At 37.9% G+C, this 14,905-nt stretch carries 16 protein-coding genes and 1 tRNA gene; 10 read left to right on the top strand and 7 right to left on the bottom strand.

Translation table 11 applies throughout. The features are described 5' to 3' along the window. Positions 1-31 precede the first annotated feature (31 nt). From ACOH2D_RS06150 to ACOH2D_RS06135, 4 genes are all read right to left on the bottom strand, one after another. Complete coding sequence (locus ACOH2D_RS06150; RefSeq protein WP_348035832.1) at positions 32-1,021, bottom strand: aspartate-semialdehyde dehydrogenase; 990 nt, start codon at positions 1,019-1,021, stop codon at positions 32-34. A 122-nt stretch (positions 1,022-1,143) separates the two neighbouring features. Beyond that, complete coding sequence (mscL, locus tag ACOH2D_RS06145) at positions 1,144-1,554, bottom strand: large conductance mechanosensitive channel protein MscL (RefSeq protein ID WP_348035831.1); 411 nt, start codon at positions 1,552-1,554, stop codon at positions 1,144-1,146. Between the two features lie 74 nt (positions 1,555-1,628). Beyond that, on the bottom strand, positions 1,629-2,735 hold the full coding sequence (gene alr, locus ACOH2D_RS06140) for an alanine racemase (protein ID WP_449534695.1): 1,107 nt from the start codon (positions 2,733-2,735) through the stop codon (positions 1,629-1,631). Continuing rightward, positions 2,728-3,375 (bottom strand): thymidine kinase, encoded by a 648-nt coding sequence (locus ACOH2D_RS06135; RefSeq protein WP_449534694.1) that lies wholly within the window; start codon positions 3,373-3,375, stop codon positions 2,728-2,730. Before ACOH2D_RS06135 ends, alr begins: the two co-directional genes overlap by 8 nt. A 102-nt stretch (positions 3,376-3,477) precedes the next feature. Here ACOH2D_RS06135 and ACOH2D_RS06130 point away from each other — a divergent pair, with 102 nt between their 5' ends. The 7 genes from ACOH2D_RS06130 (at position 3,478) to ACOH2D_RS06100 (ending at position 11,154) form a co-directional block, all read left to right on the top strand. Continuing rightward, on the top strand, positions 3,478-4,305 hold the full coding sequence (locus ACOH2D_RS06130; RefSeq protein WP_348035828.1) for a DUF8457 domain-containing protein: 828 nt from the start codon (positions 3,478-3,480) through the stop codon (positions 4,303-4,305). 3 nt (positions 4,306-4,308) lie between these two features. After that, positions 4,309-4,986, top strand: coding sequence for a 16S rRNA (cytidine(1402)-2'-O)-methyltransferase (rsmI, locus tag ACOH2D_RS06125; protein ID WP_348035827.1), 678 nt, complete (start codon positions 4,309-4,311; stop codon positions 4,984-4,986). A gap of 76 nt (positions 4,987-5,062) precedes the next feature. Then, entirely contained in the window at positions 5,063-6,433 is a 1,371-nt protein-coding gene (locus tag ACOH2D_RS06120; RefSeq protein ID WP_449534693.1) for a dihydrolipoyl dehydrogenase family protein, read from the top strand. 3 nt (positions 6,434-6,436) lie between these two features. Further along, positions 6,437-7,012, top strand: coding sequence for a uracil-DNA glycosylase family protein (locus tag ACOH2D_RS06115; RefSeq protein WP_449534692.1), 576 nt, complete (start codon positions 6,437-6,439; stop codon positions 7,010-7,012). Between the two features lie 511 nt (positions 7,013-7,523). After that, positions 7,524-7,946, top strand: coding sequence for an OsmC family protein (locus ACOH2D_RS06110; RefSeq protein WP_348036563.1), 423 nt, complete (start codon positions 7,524-7,526; stop codon positions 7,944-7,946). Positions 7,947-8,072: 126 nt separating this feature from the next. After that, entirely contained in the window at positions 8,073-9,764 is a 1,692-nt protein-coding gene (gene recJ, locus ACOH2D_RS06105; RefSeq protein ID WP_449534691.1) for a single-stranded-DNA-specific exonuclease RecJ, read from the top strand. A 109-nt stretch (positions 9,765-9,873) separates the two neighbouring features. Next, positions 9,874-11,154 (top strand): MFS transporter, encoded by a 1,281-nt coding sequence (locus tag ACOH2D_RS06100; RefSeq protein WP_449534690.1) that lies wholly within the window; start codon positions 9,874-9,876, stop codon positions 11,152-11,154. Here the strand turns inward: ACOH2D_RS06100 and ACOH2D_RS06095 are convergent. Beyond that, a complete protein-coding gene (locus tag ACOH2D_RS06095; protein WP_348037102.1) occupies positions 11,151-11,903 on the bottom strand; it encodes a UDP-2,3-diacylglucosamine diphosphatase in 753 nt (250 codons plus the stop codon). The two genes, ACOH2D_RS06100 and ACOH2D_RS06095, sit on opposite strands and share 4 nt — an antisense overlap. A 79-nt stretch (positions 11,904-11,982) precedes the next feature. Continuing rightward, positions 11,983-12,432 (bottom strand): 6-pyruvoyl trahydropterin synthase family protein, encoded by a 450-nt coding sequence (locus ACOH2D_RS06090; RefSeq protein ID WP_348037100.1) that lies wholly within the window; start codon positions 12,430-12,432, stop codon positions 11,983-11,985. Between the two features lie 116 nt (positions 12,433-12,548). On the opposite strand from ACOH2D_RS06090, the gene ACOH2D_RS06085 reads away from it, so the two are divergent. After that, positions 12,549-13,190, top strand: a complete 642-nt coding sequence (locus tag ACOH2D_RS06085) for a 2OG-Fe(II) oxygenase (protein ID WP_348037098.1) — start codon at positions 12,549-12,551, stop codon at positions 13,188-13,190. Positions 13,191-13,359: 169 nt separating this feature from the next. On the opposite strand, the gene ACOH2D_RS06080 is transcribed toward ACOH2D_RS06085, so the two are convergent. Next, positions 13,360-13,860 carry a GNAT family N-acetyltransferase gene (locus ACOH2D_RS06080; RefSeq protein ID WP_449534689.1) on the bottom strand — a complete coding sequence of 167 codons (501 nt, stop codon included), beginning with the start codon at positions 13,858-13,860 and terminating at the stop codon, positions 13,360-13,362. Positions 13,861-13,902: 42 nt separating this feature from the next. On the opposite strand from ACOH2D_RS06080, the gene ACOH2D_RS06075 reads away from it, so the two are divergent. Both ACOH2D_RS06075 and ACOH2D_RS06070 read left to right on the top strand, forming a co-directional pair. Next, positions 13,903-14,700 (top strand): universal stress protein, encoded by a 798-nt coding sequence (locus ACOH2D_RS06075; RefSeq protein WP_449534688.1) that lies wholly within the window; start codon positions 13,903-13,905, stop codon positions 14,698-14,700. 88 nt (positions 14,701-14,788) lie between these two features. Further along, positions 14,789-14,862 (top strand) — tRNA-Ala (locus tag ACOH2D_RS06070). The last annotated feature ends 43 nt before the right edge of the window (positions 14,863-14,905 follow it).

Here is a 14,905-nt window from a genome sequence, read left to right as displayed (position 1 = left end):
ATAATAGTATTCTTTTTTCAAAACCATCTGATTAAACAAGATGTCTTTCAATTAAATATTCAGCAATTTGAATGGTGTTTGTAGCGGCACCTTTTCTTAGGTTGTCACTTACAATCCATAGATTTAATGAGTTAGCTTGTGAGCCGTCACGTCTGATACGTCCCACAAAAACATCGTCTTTTCCGTTGGCATATATAGGCATAGGATAAGTGTTGACATCCGTATTATCTTGAACCACAACGCCAGGAGTTTGGCTTAGTAATTTACGAACTTCAGTAACGTCAAAATCATTTTCAAATTCGATATTAACCGCTTCGCTGTGCCCGCCTTGCGTTGGTACTCTTACAGCGGTTGCCGTTACTGCGATCGATCGGTCTTCAAGAATTTTTTGAGTTTCCTGAACTAACTTCATCTCCTCTTTTGTGTAGCCGTTTTCTTCAAACACGTCACAATGTGGAATGACATTCTTATGTATTGGGTAGTGGTAAGCCATTTCTCCTGTAATGCCAGCCAACTCATTTTCCAGTTGTTTTACTGCCTTTACCCCAGTTCCTGTGATGGATTGGTAGGTAGAAACGACCACTCTTTTGATTTTATATTTTTTATGAAGCGGTGCCAAAACCATGACCATTTGAGTGGTTGAACAGTTTGGGTTAGCAATGATTTTATCGTCCTTAGTTAGCAGATGTGCATTGATTTCTGGAACGATCAATTTCTTTGAAGGATCCATGCGCCAAGCGGAGGAATTGTCAATAACCGTCGTGCCGGCTTCTGCAAATTTTGGAGCCCATTCTAATGAGGTGGTTCCGCCTGCAGAAAAGAAAGCGATATCTGGTTTTTTTAAAACTGCTTCAGCTAATCCTATGACCTTGTAGGTTTTATTCTTAAAGGTAATTTCCTTGCCAACCGATCTTTCTGAAGCTACCAGGATCAATTCCGTAAATGGAAAATTACGTTCTTCAAGGATATTTAACATTACTTCGCCCACCATTCCAGTGGCACCAACAACAGCTACTTTCATAATTAAAAATTTTTAAGTTGCTAAATTAACCATTAATTCAATGTATTTAAAAAACCTGATATAAAAAAAAGAGCCCGATTTTTTGAAAATCGGGCTTAAGTTAGAATATGGGAGTAGCGCGATTATTTTTTTAATGCATCCCTGATTTCTTTCAATAAATCGATTTCAGTAGGACCAGCAGGAGGTGCAGGAGCAACTACTTTTTTAGCTCTTACCTTAGCGTAGGCTTTAACAATCATAAATAATACGAAACCAACAATTATTAAATTGATGATGGAGTTGATCCATTTACCATAAGCAATTACTGCTGCTCCAGCTTCATTTGCAGCGGCTAAAGAGGCGTATTCTTTTCCATCTAAGGAGATGAACATGTTTGAAAAATCCATGCCTCCAGAGAAATAACCTACGATTGGCATCATAATGTCGGTGACAAAACCATTGACAACCAAGCCAACAGCTCCAGCCAAAAGAACCGCAACTGCCAAGTCAATGACGTTGCCGGTCATAATAAAATCTTTAAAGTCTTTCCACATAATAGGTATATTTGGTTAACTGTTTAGTAACGAAGGTAATAAAATTATATAAAAGTTAAATTATTCATAAGAAATTATTTTTTGATAACTCGTTTAACACGTTGGGAAATAGCTGTAATTAATTCATATGATATGGTGTTTGCACAACTCGCTAGGTTTTCAGCAGTATGCAAAGCGTCAAATACAATAACTTCGTCGCCTTCCTCGCAATTAATGTCTGTAACATTAACCATAATCATGTCCATGCAAACATTACCAATGATTGGTGCTTTTTTCTCATTAATAATGACGAATCCTTTTCCGTTCCCGTATTGTCTGCCAATACCATCGGCATGACCAATGGGAATAGTGGCCGTTCTCATTAATGATTTGCTTTTATAGGCACGATTGTAGCCAACCGTTTCGCCTTCTGGAATTTCATGTATTTGTGAAATAACCGATTTAAGCGAAGCAATAGGTCTGAAATGTTTGTTTTCTTTTTCAGAATTGCCAAAGCCATAAAGACCAATTCCACTGCGTACCATATCCAAATGAGCTTCCGGATAGTTTAAAATGCCAGAGGTATTACTTAAATGCAGCATCGGTTGAAAGCCGAAAATCGTTGTAAACTTTTCTGTGATAGTTTTAAACGACGCTATTTGTTGCAGTGTGAATTCCTTTTCTTTCAAATCTTCACTGGCCGCCAAATGTGAAAAAATCGATTTAACTTCAACAGCTTCCGACGTGTTTACCTTTGAATAGAGTCTTTCGATATCATCTTCAGAAAAACCCAATCTGTTGAGTCCTGTATTAAATTTGAGATGAATAGGATAGTGTTTTTGCTTTTTATCAGAAGCAACCTGTAAAAACTCATGGAGTACTTTTGCATTATAAATACTGGGTTCCAAACCATGTTTTATAAGGTTTTCAAAACCGATAGGCAACGGATGCAATACTAAAATAGGTTTTGTGACTCCTGCATTTCTTAAGGCAACACCTTCATTAGTATACGCCACCGCAAAATAATCGACATCCAAGTTTTGCAGAAAAAGTGCGATTTCATCAGCGTCGTTGCCATAGGCAAATGCCTTGACAACAGCTAAAAATTTGGTGTTCTTATTTAATCTGGATTTGAGGTATTCAAAATTGTGTTTTAAGGCAGAAAGATCAATTTCGAGTACGGTTTCTTGCGCTTTAGGCATTGGGGTTTTTGGGTTTTGGGATAAGTTCTTGGGCGTCTTTGACTTTCATGTTTCTTGCTTTGTCATGGGCCATTGCTTTGTAAAATGCGCCACGACTTAAGGGTTCGTATTCTTCCACTTCTCCTAAAAGTACTAAGGCATCGCTTTTAGCTTTTCTGTAGCTATACTGTGCTAAATTTCCGGTGCGGGTACAAACAGCATGAACCTTAGTGACATATTCAGCCGTGGCCATCAAGTTTGGCATTGGGCCAAAGGGATTGCCTTTAAAATCCATGTCTAATCCGGCAACGATAACTCTAACGCCCTTATTTGCCAAATCATTGCAAACCCGGACGATTTCATCATCAAAAAACTGAGCTTCATCAATGCCCACCACATCGCAACCATCAGCTAAAATAGGAATATTAGCCGCGGCAGGAACCGGCGTAGAACGGATTTCATTGGCATCATGAGATACCACGAAAGCATCGTCATACCGCACATCGACGGCAGGTTTAAAAATTTCAACTTTTTGTTTTGCAAACTGCGCACGCTTAAGACGCCTGATCAATTCTTCGGTTTTTCCCGAAAACATAGAGCCACAAATAACCTCAATCCACCCAAATTGTTCTTTAGGATTTACTGTATTTTCAAGAAACATTTTGTAATTTTAACACTTAACAAAGCTTACCTTTGTATTCTATAAAGGTGGCGCAAATTTATTAAAAATCAAAAGTATAAAATCGAATTAAAGTTAAAAGTTATGAAGAAGAAGTTGGAGTCTGAACTAATGAGCATTGCACATCGAATTCTAAAACTGAAGGGTAGAGAGAATGTGATTGAGCTTCATCGTGAGACCGGTCTTTTATATGAAAAACTAAGTGTTTTGAAATTTGCCCATGAAAATTTAGAACAAAATTCGCCGACTATTGGCGTTGATTCGTCATTTTTTGACATGTTGGATGTAGCTTTCAATAATGAAGTGAGTGATAATATTGAACGTGGCGATAGAATTTATGTCAACCTTGATGAAATAGAAGATGATGGCATCATGGAGCCCGTCATGGAGAAGATTAAGGATATTGTGGCGCAAATGCCACATGAAGCCCATGCAATTGATGCGCTTTTTGACGAGCCGCTTTCTCAATTTGAAGAAACCAAAAATAAGGAAACTAAAGTTGAAGAGTCCAGAATTGAAGAAGCTAAAGCTGAAGAGAATAAGGTTGAGGAGGTCAAAATAGTAGAGTCCAAAAATGATTTTGATTCCTTGACTGCCGATTTTAAAAACATGCCAGTTTTTGATCCGGTGCCGTCTTCAAAATCTCAGGATCCTCACAAAAAATCTCTGAACGACAAACTTAAACACGGTCTTAATATTGGTTTAAATGATAAAATTGCTTTTATAAAGTATCTTTTTGATGGCGAACGTGAAGATTATGAACGCGTACTTTCTCAAATCAATACGTCAAGTTCTTTTGGTGAAGCTGAGAATTTAATTCAAAATATTGTGAAGCCAGACTATAATGGTTGGTTAGGAAAGGAAGATGTTGAAGCGCGTTTTATGACTATTATAGAAGGCAAGTTCGATTAATTAATGAGCAAATTATTCATCGTACCCACACCTATAGGAAATTTAAAGGATATGACTTTTCGGGCTGTTGAGGTTCTAAAAGAAGTTAATTTAATTTTGGCCGAAGACACGCGTACTTCTGGTAAACTCCTTAAGCATTATGGAATTGGAACGCCTGCGCAATCGCATCACATGCACAATGAGCATAGAACGGTGGAGCATTTGATTGAAAAGATCAAATCGGGTACTACAGTGGCATTAATTAGTGATGCAGGAACGCCTGCCATTTCTGATCCAGGATTTTTATTGACGCGTGCCTGTATTGAAAATAATATTGAAGTGGATTGTCTGCCAGGTGCAACTGCTTTTGTCCCGGCGCTGGTCAATAGTGGATTGCCAAACGACAAATTTGTGTTTGAAGGTTTTTTGCCGGTTAAAAAAGGGAGACAAACCCGATTACTACTTCTGGCGGCAGAAACCCGAACAATTATCTTTTATGAAAGTCCACACAAACTTCTTAAAACCTTAGCTCATTTTTGCGAGTATTTTGGCGAAGATCGCTCAATTTCCGTATCGAGGGAATTGACGAAACTCTATGAAGAAACCGTTAGAGGAACTGCAAAAGAAGTCTTCGAACACTTCACTGCAAAACCTGCAAAAGGCGAAATTGTGATCGTTGTTGCTGGAAAGCATAAATCTTAGCGCATTTCAAACTTTAGATTTTTCATAACATTTTCTGCTTAAAACTTCAGTATCTTTTTGCTCAGATAAGAAGATTATGAAAAAAAAGCATTATAACGTTTTGATTATTGGAAGTGGCGTCGCAGGACAAACCGCTGCAGAAATTTGTAGAGCTCAAAACTTAAACGTTGCCATTACGGACAATAGGGAATTTGGTGGTACTTGCGCCAACAGAGGTTGTGATTCCAAACGCATCATGCTTCAGTTTTCAGAACTCCTCTATAAAAGCCAGAATTTAAAAGGGTTCGGAGTTGAGGAAAAGCCAAAGCTGAGCTGGAAAAAAGTTCAGAAGTTTAAACGATCGTTTTCTGATCCAATTCCACCAAATACTGAACAAAAGTTAACCGATTTAGGCATGTCACTTTACCATCATTCGCCTAAATTTATCAGTGACAATGAGGTCGAATTAGAAGGGAAGGTGATATCTGCTGATTATTTTGTGATCGCTACCGGAAATATTCCAAGGCCATTAGATGTTGAAGGCAAAGAATATTTAAAGGTAAGTGAGGACATTCTCAACTGGAAGAAAATTCCAAAATCCGTCACGTTTATTGGCTCAGGTTATATCGCTATGGAATTTGCCTGTATGTTGGCGACGTTAGGTTGTAAGGTCACAATTGTCGAAAAGGAAAATAATGCTCTTGCAGATTTTGATCCGTATTTGGTTGAAAAATTAATAGGGAAATTAAAAAGTTTAGGAATTAAATTTGTTTTTAATGCTGAGGTCGCTGCGCTTAAAAAACTAAAAAAGAATTTAAAAGTCTCCTATAATCAAGACGGCGAGTCCAAAACCCATAAATCCAAAAAAGTAATTAATGCGACGGGAAGAGTGCCATCAATTGCTGTGCTCGATTTGGATAAAGCTGGGATTGAAGCCGATGACAACGGTATTGTGGTTAATGATCATCTACAAAGCAAATCCAATCCAAAGGTTTATGCCTGTGGCGATGTTTCGAATAAATCCTTGCCATTGACGCCTTTATCTGGGTTACAGGGATATATTGTCGGGAACAATGTCGTCAAGGAGAACTCGAAAACTTTGGATGTGCCCTGTGTGCCTTCAACCGTTTTTACAACTCCAAATTTGTCATCCGTCGGTTATTTGGAGGAAGAAGCCAAGTCGCGATATAAAAACGTCAAGGTTTATCAAGGCGATTGCAGCGGTTGGTACAATGCGAAAAAGGAAAATGAGGATACTTATGCCTACACTATTTTAGTGAATGAGCGCACTGACGAAATTGTGGGCGCGCATCTGTTGAGTCCTGAAGCCAATGAGAGTATCAACGTTTTCGCCACGGCAATATATAATAAAATGACCGTTAAGGCATTTAAGCATATGATCATGTCGTATCCTTCTTTTAGCATGGACTTAAAAAAGATGATGGAGAATGAAAATAGGAGACGATAAGTTATGAAGGATTTGCTCTCAAATATAAGAAACTGTAGTACGTGCAAAGCTCATTTGCCACTTGGACCAAGGCCGGTAGTGACTGCTCATGCCGATGCCAAGATTATGATTATTGGTCAAGCGCCTGGCACTAAAGTGCACGCTTCTGGAATTCCATGGGATGATGCCAGTGGCAAACAATTGAGAAAATGGCTAGGCGTGACGAACGAACAGTTTTATGACGAGAAATTGTTCGCCATTGTGCCGATGGGCTTCTGTTATCCCGGTAGAGGTAAAAGTGGCGATTTACCACCGCGCTCAGAATGCGCTCCACAATGGCATGAACAGTTATTAGAATTTATGCCCAATGTTGAACTCGTATTGTTGATTGGAATGTATGCTCAAAGTTATTATTTGAAGAAAGATGCGAAGAAAACCTTGACGGAAACGGTAGATAATTATCAAGAATACTTACCTAACTATTTTCCATTGCCGCATCCAAGTCCGAGAAATCGGTTTTGGTTGACTCGGAATCCATGGTTTGAGAAGGAGGTTGTGCCGGAGTTGAATCTAGCAATCAAAGCTATCCTGAATTCTTAAATTGGATTATAAATAATTTTCAATTAGGCTTGTTGATCTTTATGATGGAATCTGTGCTTTTTAGATAATCTATTTTTGATTTCATTTCATAATTTCCAATCGATTCAATTGTTGGGGATTCTACCTCTTTAAGTTGGCAAATTCTGACAGATTTCATTATTTCTAAAATTAGAATTATTATTATAAATAAATAAGTAAAAGTTTTCCCAGGTGTATTCATGATTTTCCATTTTAACGCTAAAATAAATCGGTGCACAGAATATTACTGTGACGTGACTTGACCCAAATTATGGTTTAGCTAATCTTTTTGATTATCAAAGAACATGAATTTTTGAAAATTTCATAACAAACTTTGTTAGGTTTTGTAAATTATCAATTTCTTTTTGACACTAAATATATTGCGCTTTCCTAGAAGGCCTAATCTTAATATTTAGTGGTATTTTTGGATAAAAGAATATAACCTTAGAAGTACTTGGCACTTCAAATACTTTTTAACTTAAAACTTATACAAATGGAAGATAAAGTCATCACGCACTGGAAAGGCAACTCACAATTTGAATCCGATAACCCAAGCGGAAAAACCCTTTTTATGGATACTTCTGAAGAACACGGCGGCCATAATTCTGGATTACGCCCAAAAGCTATGATGCTTTCTGCTTTGGCGGGATGTTCAGGATTAGACGTGGTATCTGTTTTGGACAAAATGAAAGTTCAGATTTCAGATTTCAGAATGGATACTTATGGCCAATTGACCGAAGAGCATCCAAAAATTTACCATACCGTTTCTGTAGAATATCACTTTTATGGCGAAAACTTAAACGAAGATAAAATTAAAAAAGCAGTCGATTTATCCATCGAGAAATATTGTGGCGTTATGGAAATGTTCCGGAAATTTGCCAAAGTAAACACGTCAATACATTATCATAATAAATAAATAGTTTGGATCAAGACCTGACAGGTTTTTACTTGTCCGCCGAAGCTTCAGCGCAGGCGGAAAACCTGTCAGGTCTAATAAATACTAAACTTGAAACATTTCAAACCCGAAACTTGAAACTAAAAAATGCGTTGGACTCTAAAACCAAAACCAGAACTTTCTAAAGTAAAGCATTTGAGTGAGGCACTTCAAGTGGAGGATGCCATTGCGTCCTTATTGCTTTCACGTGGCATTGAGACTTATGAAGACGCCAAACAGTTTTTTAGGCCAAGTCTTGATGAGTTACATGATCCTTTTTTAATGAAGGATATGGACAAGGCCGTGGAACGCATTGAAAAAGCATTTGCCGACGGGGAAAATATTTTGGTGTTTGGTGATTATGACGTGGATGGAACGAGTTCAGTGGCCTTAATGTCGTCCTATCTAAAAACAAGAACAGATGCTGTTGCCACTTATATTCCTGATCGTTATGAGGAAGGTTATGGCGTTTCCATAAAAGGAATTGATTTTGCACATGACAATGATGTTTCGCTGATTATAGCGCTCGATTGTGGTATCAAAGCCATCGATAAAGTTGCTTATGCTAAAGAGAAAGGTATCGATTTTATCATTTGCGACCATCACAGGCCAGGTGCCGAACTTCCTGATGCCGTTGCTATTTTAGATCCAAAACGAGACGATTGTTCTTATCCTTATGATGAGTTGTGCGGTTGTGGTGTGGGTTTTAAATTAGTTCAGGCTTTAGCTTCCAGAAACGGCAAAACCATTGAGGATTTAATCGAATATCTGGATTTGGTTGCTATGGCGATTGGTGCCGATATCGTTCCTATTACTGGAGAAAATAGGATTTTGGCTTATTTTGGATTGCAAGTGATTAACCAAAATCCGCGTGCAGGAATTAAAGCCATTATTGATCAGACTAAAAAAACGGAGTTGACCATAACCGATGTCGTTTTTATTGTGGCGCCAAGAATAAATGCCGCAGGACGAATGCAACACGGGAATCATGCCGTGGCTTTGCTGACTGAAGAAGATGCTGAACTTGCAAAAACCTACGCGCTTCAAATTGAACAATTCAACACCGACCGAAAAGAAGCTGATCAGCTCATTACTCAAGAAGCCTTAATGCAAATTGAAGAATCTGAGGAGCACGAACGCTTCACTTCGGTTGTTTATCAAGAATCTTGGCACAAAGGCGTGATTGGTATTGTGGCGTCGCGTTTGATTGAAACGTACTACCGACCAACTTTGGTGTTTACTAAAAGTGGCGATAGATTGGCCGCTTCCGCACGATCTGTATCTGGATTTGACGTGTACAATGCCTTAGAAGCGTGCAGTGAACATATTGAGCAGTTTGGCGGTCATAAATATGCCGCAGGTTTAACGCTCAAGGAAGAAAACTATGAAGCGTTTAAACAAGCATTTGAAGATGAGGTTTCCAAAACCATCGATCGGGCGTTGTTGGTTCCAGAAATCAGAGTGGATATGCCCATCGATTTGAAAGATATTACTCCGAAATTCTACAGAATTCTAAAGCAATTTGCACCCTTCGGACCAGGAAATATGGCACCTGTTTTTATGACTGAAAATTTGCAGGATACCGGTTACGGCAAGTGTGTTGGCGAAGATGATAAACATTTAAGAGTGACCGTCCAGCAGAATAACTCGGATAGAATCGTCGCCATCGGCTTTAATCTTGGAGATAAATGCGAATTAATTACCAACAAGAAACCGTTTAAAGCCGTGTATTCCGTGGACGAAAATCACTGGCAAGGCACTGTGAGTTTGCAATTGAAATTAAGAGATTTAAAATCTTAGAATTGATTCAGAATTTGACGAAAAAAGAAAATTATAACTTTGGTTATCTTATTAAAATTAATCGCCTTTCAGGATTATAAATCCATTGACTGCGAAAGGTCTGATATCTATGAAACAAAAACCAGTTAAAAAAGACCCCTACGCTGCCCTTCGTATAAAGGAATTCAATACGTTTCTATTGGTGCGTTTTGCACTTGTTTTTGCATGGTCCATGCAATTTGTTGTGATCGAATGGGAAGTTTATTCCATAACAAAAGATCCATGGTCACTTGGTCTTATCGGACTCATGGAAATTATTCCCGCACTTTCAATAGCTTTGTTCGCCGGTCATATTGTAGATCAGAATGAAAAACGAGGGCTACTGATCAAATGCATTATTGGTTTTTCGGTCATCAGCTTAGGTCTCTTTTTATTGACCTGGCCTATGGTTGTGGCAAATTGGTCCACAAACACGATTCTTTACGGTATTTATGCCTTAGTATTTATGGGAGGATTGGTCAGAGCGTTTATAGGGCCCACCGTATTTTCTTTGATCGCCTTAATAGTTCCAAAAAAATTATATCCCAATGCTGCAACTTGGAGCAGTTCCACGTGGCAAGTAGGTTCAGTTCTTGGGCCTGCATTGGCTGGATTCAGCATTAGTTGGATTGGTGTGCATTGGTCCATGTGCTTGATTATGGCCTTTGCGCTTATGGCTTTAATTAATTTGCTCCGTATTTCTAAGAAACCAATCTTAAATCCTAAAATTGGCGAACCTGTGATGCAAAGTTTAAAGGAAGGCATCAAATTTGTATTTAAGACTAAAGCCGTTTTAGGTGCCTTAACTCTAGATATGGTGGCCGTGCTTTTTGGTGGTGCCGTGGCTTTATTACCCATATTTGCACAAGATATCCTGAAAGTGGGCTCAGAAGGTTTTGGCGTTTTAAGAGCAGCGCCGGCAGTCGGTGCCTTTTTAACCATGTTGATTACAGCTTATATTCCCATTAGTAAAAATGCTGGAATGAAACTCCTAACCGCCATATTTGGCTTTGGCGTTTGTATTATTGTGTTTGGCTTGTCTTCCATTTTCTGGATTTCCGTGATGGCCTTGTTTTTCAGTGGCGTTACTGACGGGGTATCGATGGTGATCCGTCAAACTATTTTACAATTAAAAACACCAGATCATATGCGCGGACGTGTGGCTTCGGTGAACTCCATGTTTGTTGGGTCTTCCAATGAATTGGGCGCCTTTGAAAGTGGATTGACCGCAAAACTCATGGGAACAGTGACGGCCGTCGTTTTTGGTGGCGTCATGACCTTATTAACTGTTGTGACTACTGGAGTCGTCTCTCCATACTTTAGAAAATTAGATCTCATGAAGGATTTGGAGGAGCATGAGAAGGAAACTTAATAGGTTTTTAGTTCCATTTTATCACCATCAAAAACACCATAGGTATAATATTGGATCCAATCGCCTAAGTTGACATATGAAGAATTTTCGTTTAACTTAATCTCCATGGGAAGATGTCGATGTCCAAAAACAAAAAAGTCGCGATGTTGGTCTTGGAGTTTTCTTTTGCAATACTGTACCAGCCATTCTTTATCTTCTCCTAAAAATTTGGCATCGTCATCTCCCGAAATCAATTTATTTTTAACAGAAAGATGTTGGGCAATTTTAACGCCCAAATCCGGATGTAACCATCTAAAGCACCATTTGAAAAACGGATTGGTAAACACTTTCTTCATGCGTTTGTAACCTTTATCATAAGGCCCCAAACCATCGCCATGACCTATAAAAAAGGTTTTGTCATTAAAAATGAACTCTTTTGGTTTATGGAAGACATCAATATTCAATTCTTCTTCAAAATACCCATGCATCCACAAATCGTGGTTGCCTACGAAATAGTAGATGGGAATTCCGGAGTCACTAATTTCAGCGAGCTTGCCTAAGGTTCTGGTAAAACCTTTTGGAACCACCGTTTTGTATTCAAACCAAAAGTCAAAGAGATCGCCAAGCAAAAAAATGGCAGCAGCATCCTCCTTGATTTCGTCTAACCAAGCAACGAACTTTTTTTCGCGTGGATAGGATTCTTCTTTAGTAGGAGCTCCCAAATGATTGTCAGAAGCAAAGTATATTTTTTTTCCTTTTGGAATATTCATTAAATAGAGATATTGAAAACAGCCACGAATTTACGAATGTTTCGTGAACGCAGCTAACTGTGGACTGCCCACTGAGGACTTAATTATCGCTCGCATACCATTCTGCAAAACTCGAATCAGTTTCCTGAAGTCTTAAAGAGTGCAATTGAATGTTTTCAGGTAAATATTTTTTTATTTTCCCAGCAAAATCAATGACCATCATTTCACTAGTAGGTTGATAATCGACCAAAAGTACATTGTGGCCGCGAATTTCCAATTCTTTGGCCAATTCTACATGTGGCGTGTTTTTGTTGAATACCGTAGCGTGGTCAAAAACATCAACAATTTCACTTTTAACGATTTTCTTTAAATCTGAAAAATCAATGACCATCCCATATTTTACGTTGGAAGTATCACTAATTGGAGTTCCAAACACCGTGACCGATAATTTGTAACTATGTCCGTGCACATTTTTACACTTGCCATCATAGCCATAAAGGGCATGACCAGTTTCAAAAGAAAATTGCTTTGTAATTCGAATTTTGCTCATATAACGTCAATTTATTGCAAAGATATTCAATTTGTAAAAGGAATCTGATTTTAGATTACATTTGATCGAAATTTGGCACTTTTTTATATCCAAAGTCAATAAATAGTTATGATAAAATGAACGCGCTTTTCGAAGATATTGAATTTGTTGAAAATCCCTTATATGAGAGGATTATCAACGATATTGTGACTCAAAAGTATGCCGTCGTTGAAGATTTTTTCACTGCAGAGGAGATTTCCGTATTAAGACAGTCTTTAATCGCTAAACATGAAGAAGACGTCTTTAAAAAAGCAGCAATTGGAAATAGAGTCAATGAAATTATTGTAAAGTCTATAAGAGGCGATGTCATTTTATGGATTGATGAAGCACATACCAACGCGGCTGAATCCTTATTCTTTAATAAAATTAATCATCTAATCACTTATTTGAATAAAACCTGCTTTTTGGGGATTCTGCGTAAAGAATTTCATTATGCTTTATATCCTACAGGCACCTTTTATAAACGTCATATTGATACCTTTCAGAATGATGACCGACGCAAATTATCCTTTGTGTGTTATTTGAACGAGGCCGGTTGGTTGCCAGAGAATGGCGGGGAATTGGTGTTATATTTAGATGACCAAGGCATGGAGGTCGAAAAAATAATTTATCCTTTTCCGGGTCGCGTGGTTATTTTTGAAAGTCAGATTATTGAACACGAAGTAAGGCCGGTCAAAACGGAACGATTGAGCATTACAGGGTGGTTAAAAACTAGATAATCTTACTTCTTTTTTCTTCGGTTATAAACATAAATAACAACCAATATCACGGCTAATACTAAAAACAAGCCATTGCCACTCATAAATTCAAGAAATTCCATAGTTTTTTTTAAAATATATAGTTCCAAAGGTACTTGTTTTGTTCGCTTGGCAAAATAACATTTCTAAGTTATAAAACCATTTCATAACAGTAAAACGGATGTTCACTTTTGTTGGGAAAATAAATGGATCCTAAACGCTTATAACCACGGCGTTCGTAAAATCTTTGGTTTCTCTCGTTTTGAGAAAAAGTGTCCAATCTGACTGAGTTATACATATTATCTAAAGCATATTTTTCGGCAAAGTCCATTAGTCGTTGAGCAAATCCTCGTCCTTGGTATTCGGGATCCACTGCTAATCGGTGGATATAAATATTTTTACCACTTGGTGTCAGCCATGTTATAGGCTTGTATACATCATCCATAAAGGTAGAAATTACAATAACACCGACGATTTTATGGTCATGCGCCAATACATACAGTTCATCACGTTTAATATCGTTGTGAAAGGCTTCGGCATTAGGGTAGTGCTCATTCCATTGATAGATGCCCTTGCTAGTCATGTTCTTGGCGCAGGCATTTGTCAAGAGCATAATATTTTCAATATCTGAGGAAGTCGCTTTCCGAATCATTTTAATGTTTATTTTTGCCTAAATTTAGTGTTAAATTTAGATATGAAAAATATATTAGTTCCAGTAGGGACGTCAAATAATGCAGTAAGTCATTTGCAATATGCAGTGGATTTTGCCAGGGCATTTGGTGCAAAGTTATATGTTGTTCAAATATTTAATGTCTACACTAAGGCGGGCACCATGATAAAAGTTGATGATATCTTAGAGAGAGAAAGTTTAGCTTTCTTAAAAGCACACGTGGAAAAAGTGGATACTGCCGGTGTTGAGGTCGTTGTAAAGACCTTCAAAGGAAAATTGGTAGATACTATAGAATTGATTTGTCAGACGGCAGATATTGATTTGATTTTAATTGAGCCAAGAACCAATTCTATCAAAGAAGAGGTCTATTTAGGGAAAACTTCAGGTAAGATTATTAAGCGCACAAATATTCCTGCGTTGATTGTTCCAGAAAACTATAAGTTTGCGCCCATCGAAAATATTTTAGTAGCCTTAAAATCAGCTGTTATTAAAAAAGAAGATGTTTTAGATCCCTTAATTTCTATGAAAAATAAGTTCAAGTCCAAAATTGAATTGCTTTTGGTGCAAACACCATTTCACAACGAAGGCGATTTTGAAGTCAACGCGGAATTGGCAAGTTTGGTGGACAACACGATTTATAGTGAAAATGCCACAACATTTCAGGGCGTTTTGGAAAACTATAAAGTAAGTAATCCAGACTTGTTATGTGTGGTACGCAGAAAGCGCGGTTTTTTTACCAAAATATGGGAAAATAATACCATTCTAAAGAAAGACTTTAATAGTTCAAAATTGCCAGTGTTAGTTTTGAGCGGATTAAAATAGACTTCTTTTAATCATTAGAATTAAAAGGCAAAATTGAAGCGGATATATAGAAAAATATAGTAAGTTTGCCGTTCATTAAAATAAATTTGGGGATGTAGCTCAGTTGGCTAGAGCGCTTGGCTGGCAGTCAAGAGGTCGTCGGTTCGAGCCCGATCTTCTCCACAGGAAAAAGCAACGTGAAAGCGTTGCTTTTTTTGTTTTGTTC

The sequence above is a fragment of the Gelidibacter sp. genome (assembly GCF_053579655.1).
Note: the sequence above shows the minus strand (reverse complement) of the source record. Positions and strands in the feature narration are given on the sequence as shown.

Coding starts and splice junctions, on each gene's coding strand:
- ACOH2D_RS06150 (WP_348035832.1), bottom strand. CDS start 1,021: ATGAAAGTAGCTGTTGTTGGTGCCACTGGAATGGTGGGCGAAGTAATG.
- mscL (WP_348035831.1), bottom strand. CDS start 1,554: ATGTGGAAAGACTTTAAAGATTTTATTATGACCGGCAACGTCATTGAC.
- alr (WP_449534695.1), bottom strand. CDS start 2,735: ATGCCTAAAGCGCAAGAAACCGTACTCGAAATTGATCTTTCTGCCTTA.
- ACOH2D_RS06135 (WP_449534694.1), bottom strand. CDS start 3,375: ATGTTTCTTGAAAATACAGTAAATCCTAAAGAACAATTTGGGTGGATT.
- ACOH2D_RS06130 (WP_348035828.1), top strand. CDS start 3,478: ATGAAGAAGAAGTTGGAGTCTGAACTAATGAGCATTGCACATCGAATT.
- rsmI (WP_348035827.1), top strand. CDS start 4,309: ATGAGCAAATTATTCATCGTACCCACACCTATAGGAAATTTAAAGGAT.
- ACOH2D_RS06120 (WP_449534693.1), top strand. CDS start 5,063: ATGAAAAAAAAGCATTATAACGTTTTGATTATTGGAAGTGGCGTCGCA.
- ACOH2D_RS06115 (WP_449534692.1), top strand. CDS start 6,437: ATGAAGGATTTGCTCTCAAATATAAGAAACTGTAGTACGTGCAAAGCT.
- ACOH2D_RS06110 (WP_348036563.1), top strand. CDS start 7,524: ATGGAAGATAAAGTCATCACGCACTGGAAAGGCAACTCACAATTTGAA.
- recJ (WP_449534691.1), top strand. CDS start 8,073: ATGCGTTGGACTCTAAAACCAAAACCAGAACTTTCTAAAGTAAAGCAT.
- ACOH2D_RS06100 (WP_449534690.1), top strand. CDS start 9,874: ATGAAACAAAAACCAGTTAAAAAAGACCCCTACGCTGCCCTTCGTATA.
- ACOH2D_RS06095 (WP_348037102.1), bottom strand. CDS start 11,903: ATGAATATTCCAAAAGGAAAAAAAATATACTTTGCTTCTGACAATCAT.
- ACOH2D_RS06090 (WP_348037100.1), bottom strand. CDS start 12,432: ATGAGCAAAATTCGAATTACAAAGCAATTTTCTTTTGAAACTGGTCAT.
- ACOH2D_RS06085 (WP_348037098.1), top strand. CDS start 12,549: ATGAACGCGCTTTTCGAAGATATTGAATTTGTTGAAAATCCCTTATAT.
- ACOH2D_RS06080 (WP_449534689.1), bottom strand. CDS start 13,860: ATGATTCGGAAAGCGACTTCCTCAGATATTGAAAATATTATGCTCTTG.
- ACOH2D_RS06075 (WP_449534688.1), top strand. CDS start 13,903: ATGAAAAATATATTAGTTCCAGTAGGGACGTCAAATAATGCAGTAAGT.